23 protein-coding genes and 1 tRNA gene are annotated in these 24,962 nt (G+C 42.8%); 20 read left to right on the forward strand and 4 right to left on the reverse strand.

Annotated elements, in window-relative coordinates; translation table 11 throughout:
* The first annotated feature begins 158 nt into the window (after window positions 1-158).
* Together dnm_RS03055 and dnm_RS03060 are read left to right on the forward strand one after the other, a co-directional pair.
* Window positions 159-1,376, forward strand: a complete 1,218-nt coding sequence (locus tag dnm_RS03055; RefSeq protein WP_207681253.1) for an ABC transporter substrate-binding protein — start codon at window positions 159-161, stop codon at window positions 1,374-1,376.
* A gap of 238 nt (window positions 1,377-1,614) precedes the next feature.
* The gene (locus dnm_RS03060; RefSeq protein WP_207681254.1) at window positions 1,615-2,511 is read left to right on the forward strand and encodes a branched-chain amino acid ABC transporter permease; all 897 of its coding nucleotides are present in this window, start codon (window positions 1,615-1,617) and stop codon (window positions 2,509-2,511) included.
* Window positions 2,512-2,693: 182 nt separating this feature from the next.
* Here dnm_RS03060 and dnm_RS03065 read toward each other — a convergent pair whose 3' ends face one another.
* From dnm_RS03065 to dnm_RS03075, 3 genes are all read right to left on the reverse strand, one after another.
* Complete coding sequence (locus tag dnm_RS03065) at window positions 2,694-3,500, reverse strand: tetratricopeptide repeat protein (RefSeq protein WP_207681255.1); 807 nt, start codon at window positions 3,498-3,500, stop codon at window positions 2,694-2,696.
* A gap of 1,212 nt (window positions 3,501-4,712) precedes the next feature.
* A complete protein-coding gene (locus dnm_RS03070; protein ID WP_207681256.1) occupies window positions 4,713-4,952 on the reverse strand; it encodes a hypothetical protein in 240 nt (79 codons plus the stop codon).
* Between the two features lie 113 nt (window positions 4,953-5,065).
* On the reverse strand, window positions 5,066-6,799 hold the full coding sequence (locus tag dnm_RS03075) for a YcaO-like family protein (protein ID WP_207681257.1): 1,734 nt from the start codon (window positions 6,797-6,799) through the stop codon (window positions 5,066-5,068).
* A gap of 649 nt (window positions 6,800-7,448) precedes the next feature.
* Here dnm_RS03075 and dnm_RS03080 point away from each other — a divergent pair.
* The 5 genes from dnm_RS03080 (at window position 7,449) to dnm_RS03100 (ending at window position 11,758) form a co-directional block, all read left to right on the forward strand.
* Window positions 7,449-7,526: transfer RNA gene (locus dnm_RS03080), tRNA-Ala, on the forward strand.
* A gap of 611 nt (window positions 7,527-8,137) precedes the next feature.
* Window positions 8,138-9,622, forward strand: coding sequence for an outer membrane protein assembly factor BamB family protein (locus dnm_RS03085; protein WP_207681258.1), 1,485 nt, complete (start codon window positions 8,138-8,140; stop codon window positions 9,620-9,622).
* A 443-nt stretch (window positions 9,623-10,065) separates the two neighbouring features.
* Window positions 10,066-10,239, forward strand: coding sequence for a hypothetical protein (locus dnm_RS03090; RefSeq protein WP_207681259.1), 174 nt, complete (start codon window positions 10,066-10,068; stop codon window positions 10,237-10,239).
* A 560-nt stretch (window positions 10,240-10,799) separates the two neighbouring features.
* Window positions 10,800-11,354, forward strand: a complete 555-nt coding sequence (locus dnm_RS03095) for a Panacea domain-containing protein (protein WP_207681260.1) — start codon at window positions 10,800-10,802, stop codon at window positions 11,352-11,354.
* 20 nt (window positions 11,355-11,374) lie between these two features.
* Window positions 11,375-11,758, forward strand: coding sequence for a hypothetical protein (locus dnm_RS03100; protein ID WP_207681261.1), 384 nt, complete (start codon window positions 11,375-11,377; stop codon window positions 11,756-11,758).
* A gap of 739 nt (window positions 11,759-12,497) precedes the next feature.
* Here dnm_RS03100 and dnm_RS03105 read toward each other — a convergent pair.
* Window positions 12,498-12,743: a hypothetical protein gene (locus dnm_RS03105; protein ID WP_207681262.1), complete on the reverse strand. Its 246-nt coding sequence runs from the start codon at window positions 12,741-12,743 to the stop codon at window positions 12,498-12,500.
* Between the two features lie 319 nt (window positions 12,744-13,062).
* On the opposite strand from dnm_RS03105, the gene dnm_RS03110 reads away from it, so the two are divergent.
* The 13 genes from dnm_RS03110 (at window position 13,063) to dnaG (ending at window position 24,439) form a co-directional block, all read left to right on the forward strand.
* A complete protein-coding gene (locus dnm_RS03110; protein WP_207681263.1) occupies window positions 13,063-13,641 on the forward strand; it encodes a YdcF family protein in 579 nt (192 codons plus the stop codon).
* 123 nt (window positions 13,642-13,764) lie between these two features.
* Window positions 13,765-14,043 carry a hypothetical protein gene (locus dnm_RS03115; protein ID WP_207681264.1) on the forward strand — a complete coding sequence of 93 codons (279 nt, stop codon included), beginning with the start codon at window positions 13,765-13,767 and terminating at the stop codon, window positions 14,041-14,043.
* 179 nt (window positions 14,044-14,222) lie between these two features.
* Complete coding sequence (locus dnm_RS03120) at window positions 14,223-14,642, forward strand: element excision factor XisH family protein (protein WP_207681265.1); 420 nt, start codon at window positions 14,223-14,225, stop codon at window positions 14,640-14,642.
* The gene (locus tag dnm_RS03125; protein ID WP_207681266.1) at window positions 14,630-14,965 is read left to right on the forward strand and encodes a XisI protein; all 336 of its coding nucleotides are present in this window, start codon (window positions 14,630-14,632) and stop codon (window positions 14,963-14,965) included. The genes dnm_RS03120 and dnm_RS03125 overlap by 13 nt, the downstream gene beginning before the upstream one ends.
* Before the next feature lie 882 nt (window positions 14,966-15,847).
* On the forward strand, window positions 15,848-17,161 hold the full coding sequence (gene ltrA / locus dnm_RS03130) for a group II intron reverse transcriptase/maturase (RefSeq protein ID WP_207681267.1): 1,314 nt from the start codon (window positions 15,848-15,850) through the stop codon (window positions 17,159-17,161).
* Between the two features lie 112 nt (window positions 17,162-17,273).
* On the forward strand, window positions 17,274-17,531 hold the full coding sequence (locus dnm_RS03135) for a hypothetical protein (RefSeq protein WP_207681268.1): 258 nt from the start codon (window positions 17,274-17,276) through the stop codon (window positions 17,529-17,531).
* The gene (locus dnm_RS03140; protein ID WP_207681269.1) at window positions 17,528-18,118 is read left to right on the forward strand and encodes a DUF6036 family nucleotidyltransferase; all 591 of its coding nucleotides are present in this window, start codon (window positions 17,528-17,530) and stop codon (window positions 18,116-18,118) included. Before dnm_RS03135 ends, dnm_RS03140 begins: the two co-directional genes overlap by 4 nt.
* Before the next feature lie 138 nt (window positions 18,119-18,256).
* Complete coding sequence (locus dnm_RS03145; protein WP_207681270.1) at window positions 18,257-18,652, forward strand: hypothetical protein; 396 nt, start codon at window positions 18,257-18,259, stop codon at window positions 18,650-18,652.
* Between the two features lie 277 nt (window positions 18,653-18,929).
* Window positions 18,930-19,370, forward strand: a complete 441-nt coding sequence (locus tag dnm_RS31520) for a DNA adenine methylase (RefSeq protein ID WP_207681271.1) — start codon at window positions 18,930-18,932, stop codon at window positions 19,368-19,370.
* Window positions 19,371-19,771: 401 nt separating this feature from the next.
* Window positions 19,772-20,926 (forward strand): HipA domain-containing protein, encoded by a 1,155-nt coding sequence (locus dnm_RS03155; RefSeq protein ID WP_207681272.1) that lies wholly within the window; start codon window positions 19,772-19,774, stop codon window positions 20,924-20,926.
* Between the two features lie 273 nt (window positions 20,927-21,199).
* Window positions 21,200-21,787, forward strand: a complete 588-nt coding sequence (gene hisB / locus dnm_RS03160; protein WP_207681273.1) for an imidazoleglycerol-phosphate dehydratase HisB — start codon at window positions 21,200-21,202, stop codon at window positions 21,785-21,787.
* Window positions 21,784-22,518: a 1-(5-phosphoribosyl)-5-[(5-phosphoribosylamino)methylideneamino]imidazole-4-carboxamide isomerase gene (gene hisA / locus dnm_RS03165; protein ID WP_207681274.1), complete on the forward strand. Its 735-nt coding sequence runs from the start codon at window positions 21,784-21,786 to the stop codon at window positions 22,516-22,518. Before hisB ends, hisA begins: the two co-directional genes overlap by 4 nt.
* A 235-nt stretch (window positions 22,519-22,753) precedes the next feature.
* Window positions 22,754-24,439 (forward strand): DNA primase, encoded by a 1,686-nt coding sequence (gene dnaG / locus dnm_RS03170; protein WP_246556414.1) that lies wholly within the window; start codon window positions 22,754-22,756, stop codon window positions 24,437-24,439.
* Window positions 24,440-24,962 lie beyond the last annotated feature (523 nt).

Consider the following 24,962-nt stretch of genomic DNA (forward strand, 5'->3'; position numbering starts at 1 on the left):
ATATACACAAAAATTAATTATTATTTTTTATTTTACCGTGAAAATACATTCTGAAAAGCCGGGTTTTTTATATGAAAATATTTTCATGACCGGGGGCGAAAAACCCGGCTTTTTCATGAGTGTTTATTTCTGATAAAGTATAACAGAAAGGAATTTTTATGAAAAAATTTTATTGGCTGATCATTTGTCTGACAGCGGGGTTTGTTTTGTTTTTCATCGGAACCCCGGTCCATGCGGCTAAGGCGATAAAAGTAGGGATTGTGGATTGTTACAGCGGTCCCCCCAGCACATATACCAATGATGTCCGGGATGCGTTCAAACTGGCAACAGATAAAATCAATGAAAAAGGCGGCGTTCTTGGCAGAAAAATTGAGTTTGTCACACGGGACAGCAAATTTAAAGTGGATATCGGACTGAGTGCGGCAAAAGAGCTGATTATGAGGGAAGAGGTGGATATCCTTATGGGAACCATCAACAGCAGTCTTGCGCTGGGAATTTCCGATCTGGCCAAAAAAGAAAAAATCCCTTTTCTTGTCACGTTTTCAAAAAGCGCAAAGATTACCGGGGAAAAAGGACACCGTTACGTTTTTTCCATGAATGAAAACACGATAATGGCAGGAAAAGCAGGGGCCGCGGGGCTGGCAAAACATCCATATGTCAGATACTGGATTGCCGGTGATGATTATGAATATGGTCATGCCATTGCTGACGGTGTTTGGAAGAATCTGAAACAACTGAAGCCGGATGTCCAAAAGCTGGGTGAATCCTGGTGGAAGGTGGGAGAGCCGGATTTCACCCCCTATATCACAGCCATTCTTTCCGCAAAACCGGACGCGGTGATCGTGGCCACAGGGGGACGGGATTGTGTGCCGTTTCTGAAGGCAGCCCGGGCCACAGGGTTTAACAAACAGGTCCCTTTCTATATGCACACGGCCACGGAGTTATCTACTCTGATGCCACTTGGCTCTGAAGCCCCGGAAGGGGTTATCGGAACCTCAAACTACCATTTTTATTTCCCGGACACGCCCGAAAACAAGGCATTTGCCAAAGATTTCAAAGATGCTTATGGCAGATACCCTAAAGTCGGCGCTCTGTACGGCTATATCACGGCCACGTTTATTGCAAAAGCTTATGAAAAAGCAGGTAAGGCTGATACTGAAAAATTCATTGACGCGCTTGAAGGCATGAGTGTTGACAGTCCCGTGGGTCCCCTGAAGATGCGGGCCTATGATCATCAGGTCATGTTTCCCATGTTCATGGGGCTGACTAAAAAATCACCGGAACATGAGTTCCTCATGGCCACAGATATTGTCACCATCCCCGGTGATGTGGTCATGCCGACCATTGAGGAAATCAAAAAGGCACGGTGCAAATGATGGCGTATGGCTGATTGGTGAAACTGTGTCTGAATAATATTTCCGTGCGTTCAGATCAGACTTCCGAAGTTTCAAAAACTTCGGAAGTCTCAGCAGATCGAAAATTTTCGGAAAACGCCCTGAAAGGGCGATTTATTACAGTCCGGGGCAAAACCCCGGGTGATGAGAATCCGTGTCCGTCCGTCCCTGTTAAAAACTGCACATCACATTAAAAAAACTTTTCAAACTGTATCAACCTATGGAATTTACATCAAACATAACATTTATAGCACTGTGCCAGCAACTGCTGGTCGGTCTGAGCAGAACAACAATTTTGTTTATTGTTGCTTCCGGTCTGAGCCTGGTTCTCGGGGTTCTCAGAATTCCGAATATTTCCCACGGCTCTCTCTATATGATCGGCGCGTTTCTGACTTATTCAATTTCCACATTCTTTGGCGGCGGCCCGACCGGCTTCTGGCTGGCGATGATCTTAGCCCCGTTGAGCGTGGCCCTGATCAGCTTCATCATGGAACGGGGGCTTTTTTGCCATCTCTATGAAAGAGAACATCTGATGTTGCTCTTGTTCACGTTCTCATTTATGCTTGTATTCGGCGATGTGGTAAAAATTGTGTGGGGGTCAGACTATCGCTCCCTGTCCCCGCCGGAGATATTCCAAGGGTCTGTTTCAGTTTTCGGACTCCCTTTCCCCCGGTATAATCTTTTCCTCCTTGTCATTGGTCCCTTAGTGGCACTGGGGTTATGGCTTCTGACCAATAAGACAAAGATCGGCAAAATTTCCCGTGCGGCAGCCGTTGACAGAGAAATGGTCGGGGCAATCGGCATCAACGTGAGCTGGGTGTTTGCCGAAGTGTTCGTTATCGGATGCTTTCTTGCCGGTCTTGGCGGCGCACTGGTTGCTCCGACACAGAATATCACCCAGGGCATGGATCATTCGATTATCATCGAAGCGTTTCTGATTGTCATTATCGGGGGACTGGGAAATATATGGGGCGCATTGCTGGGCGCACTGATTTTTGGCCTGACCGATTCTGTGGGAATTCTTGTGTGGCCCCAGTTTGCCATAGTATTTCCTTATGTGGCAGTGGTTATTGTTTTGACATTTCGTCCGAAAGGACTTCTGAAGTCTGTATGGTGATCAGAAACAGAAGGTCCGGAGTGCCAAACTTACAGTTTGGCAGCATATTTCATACCCGGAAACTTCGCCACCTTTGCCAAACTGTAAGTTCGGCACTCCGGAATGGCCATATGCTGAACAAATTTACAAACGCCTAAGAGCTGCCGCCTCACGTCATTTCAGGAAATCTCCGCGCGTCGGCGCTATCCCCCTATTTTAGCTTCCTCATTTATCGCTGCTTTCCATTCCTGGGTATTGATCATCATTGACCTCAGAAGCTCCTGTGCATTTTTATGACCCAGCTGGGCCGCAGCCGTGAGATCATTCACGGAACGCGGATGATTGCCAAGTTTTTTATGAATGATTCCGCGATAATAATAAGCCAGTTTTGATTTCGGATTTAAGTCAATTGCATTGCTGAAGAGACTTAATGCTTCTTGAAAATTACCAGCACGGTATAAGGTCTGGCCCTTTCTGAGCCAATCTGATTCACTTGTCAGAGGAATGGCAGACAACCCTCCGAGAATGACTCCGCAGTGTTTACAAATTCTGGCATTTGGCAAGACCCATTTTGTACATTCAGGACATCTTTTCATATTTGCTGACATACTCAGCTCTGTTTTTTCCTTTATTTTTTTTTTGACTGTGATCACATAGTTATCCATTATTCGCTGTAAAAACAGGGCAAAAGGGTTTTCATCTATTTTATAGATGGTGATCTGATGCTTGATTTCCTGTTGAACAATTTCCTGATTTTCTTTGATATCCGGAAGAATAAGAGAAAACTCGGCCAGTAAGTCTATGATCTGGCCGTATTTGTCAAGCTGCAAGTTTTCTATCGCAGCAGTCTTTTCCATCTCTTTTTTAATATTTTCAAGCTTGAAATATTCCAAAGCGTTTTTAATGAGGGTCTGTGTGCCGTCCCGGATGGTTTTTTCAAGGGTTGTCGTATCATGTTCCTTTTTTAGCTGATGTATTTTTTTCTTATATGTCCTTTTTAAGCAGTCCATTTTTCCGTTATATTCTCTTTCCGTCTCTTTTCTTGTAATAATGAACGTGATTAATAAAGAAAGTGCGTAAGACAGCACTACGGACATAAAGGATGTATATGATCCGGGCACCTTAAAGAAAATATATGCTGAAATACTGATGCCTGCTAAACCCACAGTAATCAAACTCACACAGAAATTCATAGAATATCTCCCAAAAGGTAAAGTATTTTATTAAAATAAGTTACCAAAATTTTTATTTTCATTTTTATTTTCATTTTCATCGGATATTAAATATAACTTTCTGGTATTGCTTTATAACATTATAAATATTCATTTCTGATCTGTAGAAACACTTTTAACCATAACAGATATCGCACAATGCCCGTGGATAAATCTGTATTCTCACAAATAAGAACTGAGTAATTTATTTATTGGGAAATCCTTAAAAAAAATCTCTGAACCGATTCAGGTGTGTGATATCTGAATAAAGCATCCGCATCTGGCAGAGCAGCTTCTCTTCTGGCTGACATGATGTTTGTTCTGCCGCGCCGGAAAGGAAAGTACAGGACATATGACCCTCTGTTACTCATTACAACCAACCGGATAAATTATTTACACTCTGTTCCCTAGTGTTTTTGATAAATGATAAATATTAATTAGTTAGTTTTTCTCTTAATGCAGGCTTGATTTTATTCGTAGTTGTTTCTGTCGGGGATAAATCTCATCTGAAACAGGAATGTAAGCAACAGCCTTATATTTTTTTGAGAAAATAATAGTATTTTATCGGATGTTTCAATACTTTCATTTCATAAAACAGTGGGATAAGTCAATAGGGTGGAGGGAGTATTCGAGGGTAGAAATATTCTCTGTTCAGACAGATTTTTTTATACAGGGCGCAATCAGTCCCGCAGACTATTTGTGGCTTTGCGGCTGATTTTTTCGGATGTGTGAAAAGCGGAACCTGCCATTTTTTTTGCCACGAAGACACGAAGCTACGAAGTTTCACGAAGTCTCTTTGCGGTTCCTTTGTGTCTTTGTGGCTGATTTTTTCGGATGTGTGAAAAGCGGAACCGGCCATTTTTTTTGCCACGAAGACACGAAGCTACGAAGTTTCACGAAGTCTCTTTGTGGTTCCTTTGTGTCTTTGTGACTTTGCGGGTGATTTTTTCGGATGTGTGAAAAGCGGAACCTGCCATTTTTTTTGCCACGAAGACACGAAGGCACGAAGTTTCACGAAGTCTCTTTGTGGTTCCTTTGTGTCTTTGTGACTTTGCGGGTGATTTTTTCGGATGTGTGAAAAGCGGAACCTGCCATTTTTTTTGCCACGAAGACACGAAGGCACGAAGTTTCACGAAGTCTCTTTGTGGTTCCTTTGTGTCTTTGTGTCTTTGCGGCTGATTTTTTCGGATGTGTGAAAAGCGGAACCTGCCATTTTTTTTGCCACGAAGACACGAAGCTACGAAGTTTCACGAAGTCTCTTTGTGGTTCCTTTGTGTCTTTGTGTCTTTGTGGCTAATTTTTTCGGATGTGTAAAAGGTGGGACACATCCAAAAAATATCTGTAAAAAACTTTTGCTCAGGTACTTACGCTGTCTGCTGTAACTTATGAAGATTTTCTTTGGCAAAGTCTATTGAGGGGTCTATGGTCAGCGCCATCATATAATATTCAATTGCTTTTTCCTTTTCTCCCATATCCCGATAATTTGAGGCAATGTTTGCATAATCAATGGCCGATGTCGGATCAAGCTGAATCACTTTTTGAAAACATTCTATGGCTTTTTCATGTTCTCTGAGTTTGAAATGACAAAATCCCATCAAGTTAGGGATATCTGTTCGTTCCGTATCAAATTTCTCTCCCTCTGTGAGTATGTCAAGGGCGCGTCGGTATTCCCCCATCTCTTTCAGGCAGACCCCCATATAAGAATAAATGCTGGGGATATCCTGCTCATTCGGATCAAGTCCGCGGGCCTGATCAAAATATTTCAGGGCCGTTTCCAGGTCATTCATGGACAGGTAACATGACCCGATATAGAATTTAATATAGTATTTTCCGGGAAGCATCTGTTCTATTTTTTTAAGTTCCGGGATGGCTTGTTCAGGAGTACTGTTTTCGGTGATCAGTTTGGCGGAAAACATTCCCACGCTGGTTCCCAAAGCACGTTCTCTGAAATATGCCCCCGGTATAATGGTATAGAAGGCAGGGATTTCCAGCAAAGGATGCGTGATATTTATCGTAAAGACTTCCATTCCTTTTTTTTCCAGGGCCGCAATGCAGTTCCGAACCTCGGTTTTTATATTATTATCCGAAATATCCGGAAGGTCTGTGATATCAGTTTCATTTCCGGGGTTGGTTACAAATTCGGCCTCCTCAATATTTGTGAACTTGGGAAGCCCGCTTGCCACATAATTGGACCCCGTGTTAAAATCACCGGCCAGTTGCGCTGCTTCGGTAAGTGCCCGGCTTAACGCCTTTTTCGGATCAGGGGTTGTGCCTGCTGTCCAGACGATCTCGCTTTTTTCCGGGAAAGTCGAAGGGTCATAAGCCAGAATCCCCACGGTGGGAATTCCCATATCAAGGGAAAAATCCGAAAGCCAGAATTTTATGCCTATATTTCTGTATTTTTCTATCATTTCCGTAATCAGCGGATCCGTGGCCGAGTTTGCATTGATTAACGGCGTTTTCATCTGGTTCTGGCTGATGACAGAGGAAACATGCCGTTCCACGACCTCACAGATACCCTGACTCAGCGCTTCTTCGGGACAGTTCCCCGCGGACGGGCCATTGAATTCATTAATGGTGAAGAACCAGTCAAACGGAATCAGGACCGCTTCATCCCGGGTGAGATTATAGCCCCATGTCCATCTCAGAGGAAGCTCTTCAAATATTTTTTGGGTAATTTCCAAGTCTTCGGAATCATCATGCACTGATCGGGCAATCATATGAAAAGGAATGGCTTTATCTTTCAAGTTACGATATTTTTCCACAAAAAAGTTTTCCGGGTTTTGGCTGAAGCTGAAAAAACTGAATCGTTCAACCAGTTCCATCACAGCGCTGGCCTCGGCCTGTTCAGGGGTTCCGCCCTTTCCCATCTGCTTTTTGGTTCCGGTGACTGCCATTGCATCCTTGCCGCAGCTGCTGAAATAAACCGGAATACCTAATCTCCCGTTGTCAATTCTTACGGTATATTCCAAAATATCAAGGTCCAGGGCTTTTAATTTTTCCCTGAACCGCTTGACAGTCTCTTGGGGGGGTAATATTTTATCCTGATCAAAGGTGAATTTTTTAAAGGCATCATTTAATATGAGCTTGTGATTCATTGTTTTCCTCCGTACAAATAATATGATTTAATCGGAAAGTCATAAGTTTTGCCAAATTTTTGAAGCACAACTGGGCAACGAATCGGAATGGTCCGTTTTCTGAATGTTATACTGGTGTTGCCGGTATTTATGATTTCAGTATGTTGTGATAACTTATGACCCCATGGGTTTTAAAAGGGTGATACTTTAAAGTCCGTGTTTTGTAAAGAGACGATTCAGATTTGTGGTGTTTATTAAAAATGCTGATACTCAATCTTCAAGTTTTTCCTGTCATTCCTGCGAAAGCAGGAATCCACAGTTCCCGGAATGTTGCATCAGCCAAAAACGGATTCCTGCTTTCACAGGAATGACAAGCTTTTTGTTCGAATTGGGTCAAAAAACTTGATCATCGAGTGATAATGAAAATTTTTCAGTCAGACTCAGATAAACAAATTGACAAGCGTTTTCCCCCAACATAAGAGGCTGAAAAAAATGAAACAGACGGTCGCAGGGGTTTTTGGCGTAATATAAATAAATTCCAGGCATATAGCAATCATATCGGAACGCTCTGGAATGCGGGATGTGCGGATCATTTTTTTAAATTTATTAAAAATGTGATTTTTGGGATTGACTTATTGTTTATAATTCGGTAAGTGAAAAAACACCTTGTGGGGATGTAGCTCAGTTTTGGGAGAGCGCAGCATTCGCATTGCTGAGGTCGGGGGTTCGAGTCCCCTCATCTCCACCAATCCACAAATCATCTCTTCCCACGCCAAGCCGGATAAACCGGAAATAACAAATTATAAATTCCAAATCTCAAATAAATTCCAATTTCCAAATAAATTCCAAATTTCAATTCCGAATCCCGCATTGACTGGCTACCAGTAATTATATTATTTTGCTATTTGGAATACCACAGATAATGCCGTGAAATGAAAGCCGAAAAAAATAGGTGAATAATATAAAAATCAAATTAACGGCAGTATATGAAAAAGTAAAAGACGGCTATATAGGCTATTTTGCAGAATTCAAAATTTCTATATTTAGAAACTTTGTATGGTCGGAGCAGAAAAACAAAAAAGTGTCTATATATAGAAACTCTGAAGGTTTCCACATTTGGAAACAAGTTTCCATATATAGAAACTTGTTTCTAAATATAGACACCTTAAAGTTTCTAAATATAGACACTTTGTATGGTCAGGACAGGAAAGAGGGAAAGTTTCTATATATAGAAATCTTAAAAGTTTCTATATGTAGAAACTTGTTTCCATATATGGAAACCCGGTGTCTATATATGGAAACCCTGTTTTCCTGATAATCCATGGTTATTTTTCTTAAAGGTAAGGAGAAAGTAACGCAATGAGTGGTTTTTTCAAAAAAGGCTGGGGAAAATTGTTGGGGCTTATTCTTGTCATTGGAGCAATGCTGTTTCCTGTGACAGCGACAGCACAGGACGGCACACAAAAGTGGGCTTTTAAAACCGGAGGCGGTTGCACTGCGCCGGCAATCGGATCGGACGGCACGATCTATGTGGGAGGATACAACGGCTATCTTTATGCAGTGAATCCGGACGGCACACAAAAATGGACTTTTCAATATCCAGACAGTTGGGGTGGATCGATGGCGATTGGCTCGGATGGTACGATTTATATGGGATCAGACGATCACAACCTTTATGCTGTGAATCCGGACGGCACGCAAAAATGGACTTTTCAAACCGGAGGCGCGGTGCGGTCTTCGCCGGCGATTGGCTATGATGGCACGATTTATGTGGGATCAAGCGATTACAACCTTTATGCAGTGAACCCGGACGGAACGCAAAAATGGGCTTTTGAAACCGGAAGCTATGCGTGGTATTCGCCAGTGATTGGGGCAGACGGCACGATTTATGTGGTATCACACGATGACAATCTTTATGCAGTGAATCCGGACGGCACACAAAAATGGGCTTCCAATGCTTTCAATGCCCCGGGTACTATAACTTCCATGGCAATTGGCTCTGACGGTACGATTTATATGGGATCAGACAGCGACATTCTTGCAGTGAATCCTGACGGCACAAAAAAATGGGAATTTCGAACCCCGAAATATGTACAAGCTTTTTCTCCGGCGATTGGATCGGACGGCACGATTTATGCTGGATCAAACGATGGCAATCTTTACGCAGTGAGTCCTGACGGCATGCAGAATTGGACTTTTCAAATCGGAGGCTATATAAAGACTACGCCGGCGATCGGGGCGGATGGAACGATTTATATGGGATCAGCAGAAAGTGACAATTTTTATGCTGTGAATCCGGACGGAACGCAGAAATGGGCTTTTCAAGCCGGAGGTATTATTGATTCTTCGCCAGCGATAGGCGAAGACGGCACCGTTTATGTAGTATCAAGTGATCGCAACCTTTATGCCATAAACAGCAGCTCAGGCGGCTTGGCAAATTCTCCGTGGCCCATGTTTCATCATGATCTGAAGCATACCGGCGGTGTTAATCAGATGCCCGCTGCCCGGCTGCCTGTTTCCGAACAGGTGGTTTTCGATGAAGTCACGCTTGATGCGAGTCAGTCATCCGACCCTGACGGTTCCATCATGTCCTATCAGTGGCAGTTGGCGTTTCACGGAGATTCAGCTCTCGACAGGACAGCCGAAGGTGTCACGCCGCTGCTGACGGGTCTGCAAAACGGATTTTATGATGTGACGCTGACCATCACAGACGACAAAGGCGCAACAGACACAGAAACAATGCTCCTGGGAGCCGCCGGAGCGTGTGAGGGAGGTTCTGAGGAAAAAGCGGATTTGGCGAAGGTGATTTATATTCTCAGGGTGCTGGCGGGTTCTGAGAACTGAAACCTTCAGAATTTGAAAAATAACCAGTCGCTGCACCGGACAGCGGGGGCGGGTCTTTTTAGGAAGTTGTTCGCCAAAGCCCCCGCTGCCGGTGAGCTTGGTCGTTAGTGCGCCAAGCAAAGCTTGGTGCTTCTTGCGGGGTGCAAGTCCCCGTCAGGTAAGGTCTGGCCAGCCACCTGTACCGAGTGTTGCGTCCGGTTAGGACAGACATACCGTCGAACGACCCGGGCGAAGCGTACACAGGGAATCATATAGGCCACAGGGGGAACGGCGCTCCCCTGAAGCATGGTACAGCACCGTAATAAGTAAAAATGCAGACGGCGACGTTTTTAACGTGACGGAAGCCAATACAAAGGAATCGTAAGTATCTCTGCGAAGCTTGCTTCAGCGTTGATCGGGCGAGATTCCGGAGGGTCTGCCGGTGTCATCAGGGCGTGGCATGTATGAAGAGAGGCACACAGGAACTTGGGAGACCCTGTCAGTTCCTGATGACAAGGGGTGAGGAACCCCGTCTTGAACTGGAGAATGGGGAAAGGCATCAGGCAGGCGTGTCCGACACGAAAAATGGAGGCTCGCCGACGACTTTCAGGGAGTCATATCTGCTCATAGTACTCTGAGACGGTAACGCCGGTCACATGGGGAAGGGGCGGACAGGGTTACGCAGTCCGCAAAGGAAACTACGCCCGATCATGTCGAATCGGACAAGCGGAGCAAACCTCACTGCGGAGAATAGCAAAAACCGCTTTAGCGGAGCGCCAGAGCGAGTAACTCTGAGGAACCTTGTGCGGTAATTCCGCACGCAGGGGTCTGTGAGGGGGCAGTCGGGTAACTGGCTGTCCTACCTCTATGGTTGTTTATATATCAAATAAAATAAGAAGAATAGACAGTAGAAAACAGGTTTGAAATTTTCCACTATTTGCAAAAAACGATTTCTTTGGTATCCTAAATTCTCAAAAACGACATCTTATTTGAGCAAAGCAGATAGGCGTGTTTGCTCTGATATTTCGGTTTCAAAGATCAGAACTTGTATTTTCAGTAACTTAGCCCTGAATTTCAAGACTGTTTTTTTAAACCTGCTTCAAATATTGTAAAAATAAAAATATGTGCCTCTAAGGATAGTTGGCGCAAGGTGTCGTTTCTGAGTAAATTGTTTTCAAAAATAAAACGGAGGTGTAAAATGGAATTCAATTACGACCCCATAAAAACAGTTCAGACGGCTGCTCTTTTTTTAAAAATGAATGGTGAAAAGCCTATGAAATATATTAAATTGATAAAACTGCTTTACCTTGCAGACAAAGCGGCTTTGAAATTAATGGATGAGACAATAACCGGAGATAAGTATGTTTCAATGAATTATGGCCCGGTTCTGAGCAAAGTTTACGACCTGATCAATCACGGTCCTGAACGTGACCCCGACAATCCATGGTTCAATCATATTTCATCGCCAAGTGATTATTGTGTTACATTGCTTGATGATCCAGGGGATGATGAGCTTTGCGAAGAAGAGGAAAAAATTATTGAGACAATCTATAAAACATTCGGCCATATCAATGTGTGGAAATTATCTGAAATAACCCACCACATGCCTGAATGGCAAGACCCGCACGGAAGCGCAATCCCAATTTCCATTGATGATATTCTCAAAGCATTGAGAAAAACCGAAGATGACATAGAGGCTGTTCATAAAAATATTGAGAAAGAAAACTATTTCAATTTACTGCTTGCAAGCTGAACAGAAGGGGGAATAGATAAATGGCAAATGGTTTAAGCATCGGCGATACGTTTTTATTATCCACACCTCCTAACGATATGCACTTGTTTGTAGTCATCGCCCCCACTCAGAATGGAAACCATCTTTGTGTAAATGTAACAACACAACGTAACAATTCCGACACATCTTGTGTTTTACAAAGCGGAGATCATCCTTTTATCAATCATGATTCTGTAATCAATTACAAACAGGCACGGGAAATTAATCCTGCTACAATTCAAAATCTGATTGATAATGGCAATTGCTATCGACGTGATCCAGCTTCGGCAGACGTACTAAACAGAATTCAACAGGGAGGAATAAATTCGACAAGGTTGAAGAAAAAATTAAAAAAAGCTCTCAGAAAATATCTAAACAATCCGTAAAAGAATATGACATTATAAGCAATTAAAACAACAACCTAACCCGTCGTTTGAGCGGACGGAAAAAGCCCCGCCGCTCAACTCTGCGTTACAGTGCGACATGAAGTCGCATAAGTATTTGTTAATATTGACTTAGTGTCATTAATTAACCCGATATTCTGCTATCGGTATCCTACCGGGACGTGCATCAGGAGCAATTCTTTTGTGCGAAGCTCCCGGGACAACGAAACCTGCGGGACGATCAGTTCCGGAAGAGAAAACCGTGAGGGGAACTCAGCTCTGCCAGCATCAGGGCGGTAAGGAGCCAGGATTGGACAGTATGGTTAACATATGTGGCATCCTTCATATTTGCCCAAAAGTACTTTACACTTTTGGTGATTTGAAAAAAAGTCCATTTTTTTTCAATCTACAAATTTTGTAGCTAAATAAAAGTAATATTTACAAATAGATATTGTAAAATCTACAAATTTTGTAGTTTTTTACACACTTCAAACATGATTAGCTAAAATTAACTACAAAATTTGTAGTTTTTTTGTAATAGGTTGTTTATATTATAAAAATAATCAAAATTATCATGAATTAAAAAAAACATAAAAAATTCATTTTAGCTGAAAGTGTAAACTACTAAATGAAGGATGCCACATATGTGAATCGCCACAGCGTCGTTACGAGGAGAAGCCAAAGATGCTGACAGGCTTTGACCAAAAAGGTATGTGGTCAGGTATGAAGGCTTATAACTCCTTCATCGCAGATGCAGTGCCACCGGCGTAAGGGCGGAACCTAACCTGTCCGTAAGGTATTTGTGCGAAACATGGTAAGCCCGTATCTCTCCCTTCGGGGAAAGCGAACCGCAAGGCAAGCCCACGGGGATGCGGGTAAAGGATGTCGGAGAAAGCGAATGCCGTGCCGTAACGGTGCGGATACGGGTTCGGAATTTGCCCGGCACGAAAGTGAGCAGACTTCCGACCGGTGTTTCTTTGCGAGACAATTTGCATAATCTTCTTCGGAGAGGAAAGCAAATGACGGGGACTGTCTCAGTCCGCCGGTGCGCCTCTCTGCGGGAAACCGCCTGAAGAATGCAAATGAGTATCGCAAAGGTTGACAAAGCGCAACCGGGCATCCCCGTCAGGGATCGCCTTTGAAATGCCTGAGCCGTGTGCGTTGAAAGGCGCAAGCACGGTTCTTAGGGGGCTTGGGGATGGCAACATCCCCCGGCTACCCGACTTTTTCTTCAAGTAAATAAAAAAGTTTACTATGAAACAAAGCGAGAAAGCTATTGGTTGAAGTCAGCCCTGCTCGGATTTTGAATGAGAAATATTGCTAAGAAGTTAAAAATACTGATTGCCAGCATCTTGTCTCTGCCGATAATTGCTATCACCTTTCTGATAACAGACGGGCATTCGGATAATTACAAAGAATCTGATGTGGGGGTCGTTTTGGGAAACAAAGTAAATTCCGATGGCACATTATCTCCGAGGTTGGAAGGCAGACTGACAAAAGCATATGAACTTTATAAAAACCGGGTGATCGAAAAAATAATTGTCAGCGGCGGCATCGGTGTCGAAGGCATGGACGAAGCTCTGACGATGAAAAAATATCTGAACAGATGGGGAGTGCCGGAAAACCGCATCATTGCCGACAGGAACGGGGTCAATACTTACAACACCGCAAAAAATGTAAAGAAATATATGAATGCCAATAATTGGAAGTCAGTCGTAATAATCACCTCATATCATCATATCTCCCGGACAAGATTGGCATTTCACAGGTTCGGCATAAAAAATGTCACATGCGCTCATGCCGATTATTATGAATTACGAGACATAGTTACTATTTTCAGAGAATTGGCAGCCTGTTGTTATTACTTAATCAGAAATTATGAATGATTGCTAATTCAATCAGTCAGGTCTGCATTAAGAAAAATATAATCCGGCGTCTGAGCGGACGGAAAAAGCACCCGCCGTTCAACTTGGTCGTTATTTTTTTCTGTGAAAGAGCAGACGCCCGGAATGACACATAATAAGGCATCCGGGCTGCGGGGCGTCCGGGTTTCCGGCGAAATAAAAACTTTGCGGAACAGCGGACTGCGAGGCAATACGGTTTCCGGCGGAATAAAAACTTTGCGGGACAGCGGGTTGCGGAATAATACGGTTTCCGACGAAAAAAATATCTTTTCGGAACAAAAGGTGGGCGAAAGAATACGGTTTGTGAAAAAAATAACCCGGCATTGCAGCGGACGGGCAGCGGAACCGGCTGCGGGACGGCTCGGAAAACCCGCCCGCCGCTGAACTCTGCGTTAGGTCGCAAACCCAATAATAGCATAGAAAGAAAATTTTTGTGTTGATCATTCAATAATTTTTGACTACAATAAATCATTGCAAATAGTAAAAATATATTTAAATTTTAGTAGGTAATATGAATTTGATAAGAACTATATAAACTGAAAGCATACATAGGAAGTGATTATATGCCTGCAAAAGACTTCTACCATGACATTTTTGTTCAATCACTTATCAAAGAAGGTTGGACAATAACCGATGATCCTCTTACACTTTCTTATGGAAACAGAGATATGTATGTTGATCTCGGAGCAGAACGAACTGTAATTGCAGCTGAACGTGATAAGGAAAAAATAGCTGTCGAAATAAAAAGTTTCATAGGCGCTTCACCTGTTCGTGACTTGGAAATAGCTGTCGGTCAATACAGCATTTATCAAAGTGTTCTTTCAGAAATTGAATCAAATCGCATACTCTATCTTGCAGTTCCTTTGCGAGTTTACGAAAGTATTCTTTCAGAACGTTTTGGACAACTGATTCTTACAAACCTTAATATCAAAGTCATAGTATTTGATCATAAAAACGAAAGGATTGTAAAATGGATACAATAGAAAAATATCGTGAAATCGTTAAGAACCTAATTTACGATTATGCAAAGTACAAACCCTCACATGGTCAAATTGACACAGAAGTAATAACTGACACTCAAAATGATCATTATGAACTATTGCACATTGGGTGGGATGGAGTTCGCAGAGTTCATGGATCGGTTATACATATTGACATTATTGACGATAAAATTTGGATTCAATACGATGGAACATCACGTCCGGTAGCTGAAGAACTGGTAGCAGCAGGTATTCCGAAAGAATCAATTGTACTCGGTTTTTTTCCTGCTGATGAAAGAATATATACCGAATATGCAGCTGCATGAAAAAAAATTTTCGCATAAGCGACCTAACCCGGCGCTGAACTCGGACGCAAAAGGGTTCCGGTCGCTATCGCTCCCTCCACCCTTTTGCGCCGGTTAGTTTAGCGTTAGTGCGCCAAGCAAAGCTTGGTGCTTCTTGCGGGGTGCAAGTCCCATATGCATCAGGCTAAGAATGCGGGACGGCTGCCGGACGGGGTTTGCAACCCCGTCCGAAACGTTTGCGGGCGGCGATCCGGAAAATATTCCGGACGGGGTTGCAAACCCCGTCCGGCAAAGGTTTAGCGTTAGTGCGCCAAGCAAAGCTTGGTGCTTCTTGCGGGGTGCAAGTCCCCGTCAGGTAAGGTCTGGCCAGCCACCTGTACCGAGTGTTGCGTCCGGTCAGGACAGACATACTGTCGAACGCCCCGGGCGAAGCGTACACAGGGAATCATACAGGCCACAGGGGGAACGGCGCTCCCCTGAAGCATGGAACAGCACCGTTAAGAGTAAAAAAGCAGACCGCGACGTTTTTAACGTGACGGAAGCCGAAACAAAGGAATCGTCAGTTTCTCTGCGAAGCTTGCTTCAGCGTTGAACAGGTGAGATTCCGGAGGGTCTGCCGGTGTCATCAGGGCGTGGCATGTATGAAGAGAGGCACACAGGAACTTGGGAGACCCCGGAAGTTCCCGATGAGAAGGGATGAGAAATCCCGTCCTTTTTTTTTTGAAAGGGCATCAGGTAAGCGTGTCCGACGCGGAAAACGGAGGTGCGCTGACGACCTCCGGGGAGTCATATCCGCTCATAGTGCTCTGAGACGGTAACGCCGTTCACACGGGGAAGGGGCGGACAGGATTACGCAGTCCGCAAAGGAAACATTGCCGGACAATGTCGGGACGGAGGAAAACAATGCCAACCTCACTGCGGGGAATGGCAGAAAAATCTGCGCTGCGTAAGGAACACCGGTTTCAGAGCCTGACAAACGAACTCACACCGGAATATCTGACATGGTGCCGGCAGCAATTGAATAAGAAGGCCGCACCCGGAGTGGATAAGATAACCGTCAGAGAATACGGGGGAAATCTGCCGGAAAATATTGCAGATTTGCAGAGTCGTCTGAAAAGGGGGGGATACCGGGCAAAACTGATACTCAGACGTTTCATACCGAAGCCGGGAGGAAAACAACGCCCGCTCGGACTTCCGGCCACGGAGGACAAGGTTTTGCAGACAGGAGTGGCGAAAATGCCCGAAGCAATATATGAAGCGGATTTCCGTGAGTGCAGTTTCGGGTACAGACCGCATGTCGGTCCGAAAGATGCGGTAAAAGGACTTTGCAAAAGTTTGCAGTACGGAAAGTTCAACTACATCGTGGAAGCGGACATCAGAAGCTTTTTCGACAGCACAGACCATGATATCTTATTGGAAATGCTGAGAAAGAGGATTGACGACAGAAAGTTTCCGAACCTGATCCGAAAATGGCTGAAAGCAGGGATATTGGAAAAAGATGGTAAGATAACCGACCCGGTAACCGGCACACCGCAGGGTGGCATAGTGTCGCCCATACTTGCCAACATATACCTGCACTATGCTCCTGATGAGTGGTTTGAAGATGTGGTGAGGTCGCACTGTCGGGGCGAGGTGAAACTCGTTCGCCACGCAGACGACTTCGTTTGTGCATTTCAGCATCAGGACGATGCCGGACGATTTTATAAGGTGCTTGGCAAACGTCTTGGAAAATTCGGTCTTTCGCTGGCGGAGGACAAGACATGTATGTTCTGGTTCAGCCGCTTTAAGACGAAAGACAACAAACGCTTTGATTTTCTTGGTTTTGAATACAGCTGGGGGCATGATCGGCGGCAAAAGCCGCTGGTAAGGCTTCGCACCTCACGCAGGAAATACAGGGCATCCCTGAAAAACTTTTCCGATTGGTGCAGGAGAAACAGACACCTCAAAATGACTGACCTGCTCAGAAAACTCAATGCCAAACTTCGTGGATATTACAATTACTACGGAGTCATTGGGAATTTTGAAAGTCTGTCAGACTTCTTCTGGCACGCCATGAAAATATTGTTCAAATGGCTCAGCCGGAGAAGTCAGCGGAAGAGTTACAATTGGAAGGGATTCAACGAACTGCTGAAATTCTTCGGCATTGAAAGACCACGCATCACAGAGAAAAGGAAACAAATTCAGTTTTCATTGTTCGACGCATGGCAGAGCGCCTGAGCGAGTAGTTCTGAGAAACCTTGTGCGGTAATTCCGCACGCAGGGGTCTGTGGGGGGGGGCAGTCGGGTAACTGGCTGTCCTACCCCGATGCCCTTTAGTGGAAGAAGAAAAATGAGAACACAATCTCCCGATACTCATCCTGAAATAGAAAAAGTATTAATATCGTTAATACAAAATTCGAGTGTGGCAAAAAGAATCTCAAAAGTGCGCTCGCTGTCTGAAAGCACAATAAAGCTGTCACGGCGGGCAATCAGGAGAGCCAATCCCGGTCTGGATAAGACGGAACTGAATTTTAAATTCATATCCTGTCATTACGGAGAGAAGCTGGCAGCGCTTTTCCGTGAACACATGAAAGGCAGATCATTATGAGAAATCCCGACATACTGACAGCGACGGAACCGGTTGCCGAAGCTTTTGAGAAACTAGGCATTCTTTATTTTATCGGAGGATCGGTAGCCAGTTCCGCATACGGAATACCCCGCTCGACAATGGATGTTGACATGGTCTCGGATCTGAAGCCTGCCCATGTCCGATCCCTTGTCAGAATGCTTGAATCATCTTATTATATTGATGAAAATATGATTCTGGATGCAATTGGGAGGCGGTCATCATTTAATATCATCCATCTTGAGACAATGTTGAAAATCGACATATTTGTTGCTAAAAATACGCCCTACGACATGGAAACTTTCAAAAGAAGAAGGAAAGACACTCTTGATGAAGAACAGAAAACTGCCGAATTTTATCTTGTCTCTCCTGAAGACATTATCCTTAACAAACTGACATGGTTTCGTCTGGGCGGAGGCGTGTCCGACCGCCAGTGGAATGATGTTCTGGGCGTGCTTAAAGTGCAAAAGAACTCGCTGGATGACAACTATTTGAAATATTGGGCATCAGAACTGAAAATTGAAGATTTGCTGGAGAAGGCTTTTCAGGATTCAGATATTGACAGTTAAATAAATATATAAATAACAGATAATTATTGACGAAACAGGGCTAACCAGTCGTTTGAGCGGACGGAAAAAGCCCCGCCGCTCAACTCTGATGTTATGCGTGCGAAAAAACAGAAAGTTGCTAAAAAAATGAGAAATCCTGTGCGTAGAAATAAGAACATCGGTAAAACTCAGGGTGGAAGAGTGAAAAACGGTCAGCCGGAAGAAAAGTGGAGCCGGATATTTCCTGATAATGAATGGCGGAAAATATCACGGGAATACAGAACTTGGCATTTTTTTACAGAAAATCCGTCCCGCAACTATTTCCATCCCTGCAAACCTGAAGAATATCTCGAAGTATTGGAGCGACTGCCTGAACGTCATACCAAAGATGTCAGGGGGATTATTTTAAGGCGAACCACAAAATCGGACCTGAAACTCGGCATTGATGCATGGCAGAGATATTCCTGTGTAATTATGAATTCTTTTCCCAGAAATATGAAATATGTTTTTCCCAAAAAACCATCAGATATAATAACCCAACTTGCTACCTATTGAACAATTTAAAATTATTAAAAAAAACAGTAAGATAAGAAAATCGCACACGGAGAGCGTTTGCTCCTTTTTCTTATGTGATATTTTACTTTTATAATGACTTATTATTCCAAAAATCATTTTAAATAAAGAGTCTGAAGTGACAAATACATGAAAAATATTGCAGGATATCTTACTCTCAGAGAGTAAAACGCCGTACTCTTTAAATTTAAATATGTATCATTAAAAACAATGAGTTACCCATTTTTTTGATAGGTGGCTGGCAAGTTGGGTTAATAATATGAAAGTACCACATCCATTTCCATACCAGGGAAGTAAAAGAAACATTGCTTCTGAGATATTACAATATTTTCCAACTTCATTTAACACATTGTATGAATCTTTTGCGGGTTCGGGAGCAATAACAATTGCTGCCGCTTCCAGAAGTTTGGGGAAAAAATATTGTCTTAATGATTTGAACAAACCTTTGATTGATCTATGGGAGATGATAGTTAATGATCCCGAAAGAATTTCAGATCAGTATGAAAAATTATGGTCTGCTCAGTCAGAATATCCCCGGTCTTTTTATAATAAAATCCGGGAAAAATTCAATATGACCGGACGACCGGATTATTTTTTATACCTTCTGGCTGGGATGATGAAAATGTCACAAATCGGGCTGATAATTGCGATCCCATTTTTATTCCGCAATTTTTTTATAACTTTAAAATCAGATAGTTAAAAAATGCGGGGAACAAAAACGGGATCAGCTTTTTCAGAGCTTTGGAAACATTTTCATCACCCCAGGTGTTAGGTGTTAGGTGTTAGGTGTTAGGTGTTAAGTGTTAGGTGTTAAGTGTTAGGAAAAACTATAAAACTTTCATCATTCGTTGTGACCGGCAGGTCATGTCCGTTTATATGAAAGTGACTAAAGTTAATAAAGTGACTAAAGTTAAAAGTTTTTTCATGTTTCGTTGTGAGCGGACCGCTCATGGCCGTTTATTATATGAAAGTCATTTGTGATTTGCGATTTGCAGTTTGTCATTTGCCCCGACTTTCATTGTTCGTTGTGTCCGCAGCACATGGGAGTTTATACGAAAAAAGTATCATTAGCCTTCAGATTTGTGCGGAACGTTAAAATATATGAGCTATATTTTAAAACATTTTGAAAATTCACTTATAAAATTTAATATGGCATCAGGTGGAATAAAAGGAATATCAGTCGAACTTATTGATACTTATAAAAAATATGAATCATTTTTTCCAATCGATTTAGAACTTACAGATAACGGTCTGCTCAAATGGCTCAAGCGGCGGATTATTCCAAAAAACCGTGCATTTGTTCAAAGCTTTCTTGCAAAACTCGGGCTGAATGTTAATGACACAAAAGGTATTATAGATATATGCAAAGGTCTTTCTCTTAATGACTGCTACTGGGTTGTTGATGACAATTTTAATGGTGGTTTTGATGAGTATAATTTATATGATAATCGTTTTGACCACACATTGTCTTTCATCGCTTACACCGGTTATGGTGATACACAAAAAAGTGACTTTGCTTCAACTCCGGAACTGACGACAGACGGGATGCTTCCCAAATGCTGGCGCAGAATGAAAAACAGTAAAATATTTCTTTATAAGACAGGTTCTTCAGGGGCTGCGAATACTGGAAATGAACCGTATTCTGAATATTATGCCTTTCAAATTGCCGAAACAATGGGATTGAAAGCTGTAAAATATAACTTAAATCAATGGAAGAAACGGGTTTGCTCAACGTGTGAATTATTTACAAACAAGGAATTTTCATATATTCCGACTGGAAGAATTGTAACAGAAGGGGGTTGGGAAGCGGTTATAAATTATTATAAATCGCTTGGAGATAAGTATTATAATTCACTTGTGGATATGCTGATATTTGACGCTGTTATCTGTAATGAAGACAGACATTTCGGAAACTTTGGACTGATTGTGAGCAATATGACAAACAATGTTATTGACACAGCACCAATATTTGACAATGGTTTATCTCTGTTTAATTATGCGATGGCAGAAGACTTCAACGATATAGATGCATATGCAAAAACAAGATTAATGGCAACATCTCAAGATTTTTTGACTTTTGCCAAAGAGATAATCACCAAAGAACAAAAGAAAAAACTGCAAAAACTTATAAATTTCAAATTCACAAAACATAAATCATATAATTTGCCTTCATCCCGTTTGAAAGTTATAGAAATATTTATTCAAAAAAGAATACAAGAACTCTTGGCTATCACATCAATCCCAATGAATTTTTAACTGATTGATAATATAACATTTATAGATTGTGTAAATCAAATGAAATGCCGAACCCGGCGCTGAACGGGGAAAAAAACAACTTGCTGTTGCACACCTCTGTTCCAAGTATTGAGAAACTCAATGAGTTGCTAAATGCAGTTTGCCCACAAAGTGATATAGTCATTAATGAAAGTACGATTCCCCTGACAAATGCATAAACACAGACATTTTTCGCTGCTTTGTGGCCGGTGTTATTTGATTATTAAGATTTATTTCTTATATTAAAATTTAATTATGAAACGTTCTCATACAATTGATCGCAAAACAGGTGAGACTGAAATCAGTATCTCCCTGAATTTAGATGGCAAAGGCGAGCATGAAATATCAACAGGCATTCCTTTTTTTGATCATATGCTCACGCTTTTCGCTGTCCATGGTTTTTTTGATCTGTCTGTACAGGCCAAAGGAGACCTTGACGTGGATTTCCACCACACAGTTGAAGATGTGGGGCTTGTGCTGGGAGATGCGCTTGACAAGGCGCTTGGTGACCGAAAAGGCATCATACGATATGGTCATGCAATGACCCCCATGGATGAAACCCTGACCGGTGTGACGATTGATCTGTCAAAACGCCCTTTTCTGGTTTACAATGTTCCCCCTCCCGCGGACAGAGGCGGAAATTTTGATATTTATCTTGCCAAAGAGTTTTTCAGAGCTTTTGCAACCAGAGGCGGGATGAATCTTCACATTAATGTTTTTTATGGTGAAAATGAACACCATATAATTGAGTCAGTTTTCAAAGCCACAGCCAGAGCAATGGACCAGGCTGTTTCTTTTGATGAACGGATAAAAGATGTCCGTTCCAGCAAAGGTATTTTATGATTGTCATTCCTGCGGTAGATATAAAAAATGGTAAATGTGTGCGGCTGCTTCAGGGCCGCATGGATGCTGAAACCGTCTTTTCCGACGACCCTGCTGCCATGGCAAAGCAATGGGAGGACGAGGGAGCGGAAATTATTCATGTGATTGATCTGGACGGCGCGTTTGAAAAAAGCCCTCGGAATCTCATTTCCATCAAAAAAATTCTGGAAGCAATAAAAGTGGATATTCAGGTGGGCGGCGGCATCCGAAATGAAGAAACCGTCAGAATGTTTCTGGACATTGGCGTAAAACGGGTTATTATCGGTACTGAGGCCATTCGAAATCCCCAGCTTGTGAAAGACGCCTGCAAGGCATTTCCCGGACAGGTTGTTGTGGGCATTGACGCGCTTCACGGGCGGGTGGCAATTGAAGGATGGGCCGAAACAACAGAAGTCATGGCCGCGGATCTGGCAAAGCAGTTTGAAGATTGCGGAGTCGCTGCAATTAATTTTACGGATATCCACAGGGACGGCATGCAGACCGGGCCGAATATTGAAGAAACAAAAAAGCTGGCTGAGGCCATATCCATACCGGTCATTGCCTCCGGCGGGGTCTCCACCATAGAGGACATAAAAAACCTGATGCCTCTTGAAGCCGCGGGCGTGTCAGGTGTTATCACCGGCCGGGCATTGTACAGCGGAACCCTGAATCTTAAAGAGGCCATAGCCATTTCAAAACAAGGCTTGGCATAATCTGATAACATTTTAAAAAAATATCAGTTCGTATCATCAGATAATCAGGAGCGGGTTTTGTTTTTCCGGCTCCTGAATCATTACTTGGGATAGTCTGATGTGATATTAAAAAATCAAAAGCTATTGACAAAACTATTTCTAAAATTTATATTGTAGTTTTGCAAAAAATTTGATGACCTTCCATTATTTTCAATTATCCCTAAAATCCATTATGTGAGGGAGGTTCCTCTTTTTGGTGTTTATCCCGGAAGATAAAGTCACGGACATTCGGAATGCTGCCGATATCGTTGAGATCATTTCGGAATCCGTACTCTTAAAAAAAGCAGGAAAAGACTATGTCGGCCTCTGTCCGTTTCATTCCGAAAAAACCCCGTCGTTTACTGTAAGTCCTGAAAAACAAATATTTTATTGCTTCGGATGTGGCACCGGAGGAAATGTCTTCAGTTTCCTGATGAAACAGGAGGGGTTTTCATTTCCCGAAGCAGTAAGAATGCTTGCCCGGCGATATGGCATTGACATCCCTGCCCATGCCATGTCACCGGAACAGAAAAGACGGATGAATGAAAGAGAGCGCCTTTTTGATATAAACAAACAGGCCATGGAATATTTCCGTCAGGCCCTGCGGGGCGATTCAGGAAAAAAAGCAATGGCATATCTGGACGCACGGGGAATGACAACAGCGGTCATTGAGGGATTTAATCTCGGATATGCCCCGGATGGCTGGAATAATCTCATCAATTTTTTTTCAGAAAAAGGCACACCGCTTTCACTTGTTGAAAAAGCAGGGTTGATTATTCCCAAAAACAGTGGAAATGGCTTTTACGACCGTTTCAGAGATCGTATCATATTTCCCATTATTGATGTGCGGATGCAGGTGATCGGTTTTGGCGGAAGGGTAATGGATGATACTGAACAGCCCAAGTATCTTAATTCTCCGGAAACGCCGTTGTATAAAAAAAGCAGGTCCCTGTACGGTCTGCACAGGGCAAAACAAAAATGCAGACAGAGTGACGCTGTTTATCTGGTGGAAGGCTATCTTGATGTTTTGTCCCTTCATAAACATGGAATAGAGAACGCAGTCGCCACCCTCGGAACAGCGCTCACCCCGGAGCATATCCGCCTGCTCAGAGGATATGCCCGCAAAATGACACTTGTATATGATTCAGACGAGGCCGGGGTGAGAGCCGCACGGCGAAGCACTGAAATTTTTCGGAAAGAAGAGACGGACGCGTCTGTTCTCGTGTTACAGCCGGCAGGATATGATCCGGATTCATACCTCGCCGAATTCGGAACTGACGCCTTTATAAACGCTGCGTCACAGTCTTTGAGCCTCATCTCTTTTCTGACAGATTCGGCCATTAAAAAGCATGGTCTTTCCACAGAAGGAAAAATTCGTATTATTTCAGATATGGAAGCTCCGCTGTCAACAATAACGGACAATGTGGCAAGATCATTATATATCCGGGAACTTTCAGAGCGGACAGAAATTGACGAGGCTGAAATTCTGAAAAAAATAAGGCGTGTCTCTTCTTCCCATAAGACAGCGGTTCCGTACAAACTCAGGACAGACACGCTCAGAGAGAGAGGCGACAAACTCGAACAAAAAATTATTGCGATGATGCTTCAGTTTCCGGAAATATTACCTGAAATAGGCCAACGTAACATTCTTGAACATTTCAAGGATGATACCTTAAAATCCATCGGACAGATAATTTTAGACTGTCCGGGTAAAAAATTGTCTGAAATAGACGCATTGTCTGGTGATGAAGAAAAAGGACGGATTGTCTTCCCATTGGCAATTGAGGAAGAACCGTGGAACAGAGAAGGCTGTCTTAATCTGATCGAACAATTTGAGTCCGGCAGGAAAGGATCAATCAGTAACTGGTTAACGGGTAACCGCTTAAAAGGATATAGAAAATAATCATAAGCTCATTTTTTGTAATTTGTAATTTGTGATTGGTCATCTTGCTCCGGCTTTCATGTTTCGTTGTAAGCCCCGGTCATGGAATATTTTGTCAGGCACTGGCAATACTAAAACATGGCGCAACACGAAAAAACTTACGAGGAAAGCATCTGATGTCATCAGTCTGCTCACTCCTTGTATGACGAATGCCGGGACAGTTTTTCCGTTTTCTTTCTGATTTTTGCAAATGGTAATACAGGGCAGCAAAAGAGATTGCTCCTGAAAAAATGGGAATAATTATTCAGATATTGGTTTAACAATACTTCAGACAGCTTTTATACCCTATTGTTTTTATCAGGTTCAAATATCTTATCCCCGGAAATTTGAATCTTGTTATTTCAATAAGTTAAAGTTTTGGATATTTTTAATTTCCAAGAGCTGTCCGAACGATTGGTTTAAAATTATTTTAAAAAAATAATCTTAGACCAGGAAAAGGCACTAAGTTTTGTTCACTGGGAAGTGTGGGCAAAGATTTTGTCTT

The organism is Desulfonema magnum (assembly GCF_017377395.1).
In the GTDB taxonomy this organism is placed as follows: Bacteria; Desulfobacterota; Desulfobacteria; order Desulfobacterales; family 4be13; genus Desulfonema_C; species Desulfonema_C magnum.